General features: G+C 35.5%; 3 protein-coding genes. All 3 read right to left on the reverse strand.

All coding sequences use genetic code 11. The features are described from left to right. Window positions 1–162: 162 nt before the first annotated feature. From GO685_RS04480 to GO685_RS04490, 3 genes are read right to left on the reverse strand one after another with little or no spacing between them, the layout of a single operon-like run. Window positions 163–1,152: a M23 family metallopeptidase gene (locus GO685_RS04480; RefSeq protein ID WP_175937752.1), complete on the reverse strand. Its 990-nt coding sequence runs from the start codon at window positions 1,150–1,152 to the stop codon at window positions 163–165. A 3-nt stretch (window positions 1,153–1,155) separates the two neighbouring features. After that, window positions 1,156–1,905: a YebC/PmpR family DNA-binding transcriptional regulator gene (locus GO685_RS04485; protein WP_175937753.1), complete on the reverse strand. Its 750-nt coding sequence runs from the start codon at window positions 1,903–1,905 to the stop codon at window positions 1,156–1,158. A gap of 47 nt (window positions 1,906–1,952) precedes the next feature. Continuing rightward, window positions 1,953–2,696: an outer membrane protein assembly factor BamD gene (locus GO685_RS04490; protein ID WP_175937754.1), complete on the reverse strand. Its 744-nt coding sequence runs from the start codon at window positions 2,694–2,696 to the stop codon at window positions 1,953–1,955. Window positions 2,697–2,952 lie beyond the last annotated feature (256 nt).

A 2,952-nucleotide genomic window follows, 5' to 3' on the forward strand; every position in this document is an offset into this window, starting at 1 on the left:
TTGACAAGACTGCTGAGGTTTTTATGGGTTTTTTAAACTTCGTTGGTTCTCTCATATGGCTTCTCTAAAATTTTGTTCACAGAGACTAGCACTATTAGTACGGGAAAAACCAGGAGTTGACTTAAATTTCTATCATTTATCGTATTCTTATCAATATTATCTTTAAAACTTTTTTTCACCTGAACTCTCCCTGTTGACCGTTTTATCTATCATATTTACAAATAGTTTAAACTTCCTTAATTCGTGATCAAGTAACATCACTTTGTTTTTATGCGCTATTGTAAGCGGATCAACTTGTTTGCCGTTATATATAACCTCGTAATGTAAATGGGGCCCTGTGGCAACACCAGTGCTACCAACATAAGCAATGATCTGCCCCTGCTTTACTTTGGAGCCTAATTTCACATCACTACTAAATTTACTCATATGTGCATAGCAGGTTGAATACCCATTTTTATGTTTTATTTTGATGTACTTACCATATCCTCCGTTATTTCCTATATATTCTATTACACCTTCTGCAGCGGCGTATATAGGAGTACCAAATTTGGCTGCATAATCTACTCCTTTGTGAAAAATAACCTTACCGCGAATAGGATGCTTTCTATTCCCAAATTTCGAAGATATACGATAATCTCCACTCAAAGGATTTGTAAAAGATTTGCTACCTCTTAGGCTTATTCCCTCTTTATTAAAATACCCTTCTTCGCCATTTTGTGGATTATAATGATATAGGCGAGTAGCTTTTTTGTTTGTTGTCAGTGAGGTGTATAAAATTTTTTCTTCAGTCTTCTGATTATTAGGCAATCTCTCAAAAAGAACCTCCAATTTACTTTCTGGCATGATATCTTTTTTAAAGTCTACACCGAAATCTTTATATATGTCGATTAATCTCATCACTGTATTTTGTGCCAAACCTTGTTCAATTCCTGTGGCGAGAAAGGAAGATTTTATGTTACTAGATATGAATAACAACCTTTTATCATGTACTAAGTTTCCTACGTTGCTTTCTTTTATCAGAACAGCTTGACTACTTGAATCTATGACTTTTTTTTTCCTGATTTCATGCTGGAATGATACTGAGAGATCTGCGGACGCCTCAATGGTGTGCAGCGGTAAAATAAAAAGTAGTATGAATACGATTAGTTTCATAACTTAAGCGGCAAAATTACCACCAGCAAAAGTAAAATTACCTTCAACGTATTGTACATCATCATTATCTTCGAGCTCTTCGACCAATGCGGATAATTTATCAATTAATTCTTTATCGCTAACTTCAATCAGGTCCTTTGGTTGCCATGAAAGACGAGCAAGTTCTGGCTCCCCAAATTTTGCATAAAAAGCATCACGCGCTTTACCAAAATCCTTTACTTCACAGGTTATAACATACAATTCTTCTTTGTTATTTTCCTCAACATTCAATACTTCTAATTCGATTCCGTAATCAAACAAATCTTCAAAGTTTGCGCCCTCTGCTTTATAGACGATTAAGCCTACATGATCAAAAAGGTAACTGACACTTCCTGTTTCTCCCAAATTTTCACCCTTGCGAGAGAATATATAACGCACCTCAGAAGCAGTTCGGTTGCGGTTATTCGTTAGAGCATGAACAATAAGTGCAGTGCCAGAAGGTCCATAGCCCTCATATTGTATTTCCTCATAATTTTCTCCTGCAACACTACCAGTTACGTTTTTTATCGCTGCTTCTATTTTATCTTTTGGCAAATTTTTCTTACGTGCAGCAAATATAGCAGAGCGAAGACGTGGATTGAGTGCAGGATCAGGCAGGCCTTGCTTTGCAGCAACTGTTATTTCTCTAATGAGCTTCGTAAATTTTTGAGAGCGCTTTGCATCCTGAGCGCCTTTCCAGTGTTTTATATTTGAAAATTGTGAATGACCAGCCATATTTAAATAGTTACAAACCTAAATTATATATCAAAGCATAGAGAAAACTAAAGCGAATTTTCAAGTTTGCTGTTCTCACATGGAACTTCGTCTTTCCTTTTGAGGGTTCCTGCTAGCATACTTTCATACTGCTGAGCTTCCAGATCAAGGCCAAGGGCTGAATGAGCTGCTATTAGGTAGTTAACAGATCTAGAAAAGTAGCTAGAATCCTTGCTGCTTATTACATTTTGAAAACGCTTAATTGCTGCTAGATATTCACCACGCCTTATGTAGAATCTACCGATAGAATATTCTTTCGCTAATATATGTTCTGTGATTAGCTTTACTTTTTCCTTTATCTCTCCTGTATGTTCACTGCCTGGGAAGAGATTGATGTACTCAGCAGCTAGCTCTAAAGCTTTATATGCCGTTTGTTGCCCAAGTTGTACTTTATTGATTTGCATGTAATGAGATAATACCCTTAGGTAGTACACATACGGTAAGTCTTCACCATTTGAATAAATCTGTATGTAATCGTCCATATCACTTGCAGCACTGCTGTAGTTGCCCATATTGTAGTGAGAAATACCAGACAATAATTTTGCTTTCATCGCCCAATAAGAAAAGGGATACAAATCTTCAATTTTTTGAAATGCTCTGATGGCTTGTTTGTATTTTTTCTGGTCAAAAAGCTTAACAGCCTCCTCATATAGCTCAGTTTCACTTTTTTCAAGATGAACATCATCATTCGCATAAGATTGTGCAAAAGAGCAAATCAGAAGAATAAAACATGTGATTAAAGTCTTATACATAGGTTTTTTTGGTCAAAATAAAGTATAGACTAAATATTATCTAAATAAACAAATTTCTGAAAGTGGACTTCTCGCATAAAAAACAGCTTTTGGTATATGCGAAAAAACTACTTGACAAATTCCTTCAGTTTCCTTATTATAGTATTGGAGCTATTCATTTAGCTTCAATCTGTGCAGATTAAACGACGAAAGTATCACGGTTGGTGTCTTATGTTTAATTTTTTGCACTATGTGTACCTCATGTCTTTATTAATTT

Origin of the sequence: Wolbachia endosymbiont of Madathamugadia hiepei (genome assembly GCF_013366855.1) — a bacterium.
Lineage (GTDB): Bacteria > Pseudomonadota > Alphaproteobacteria > Rickettsiales > Anaplasmataceae > Wolbachia.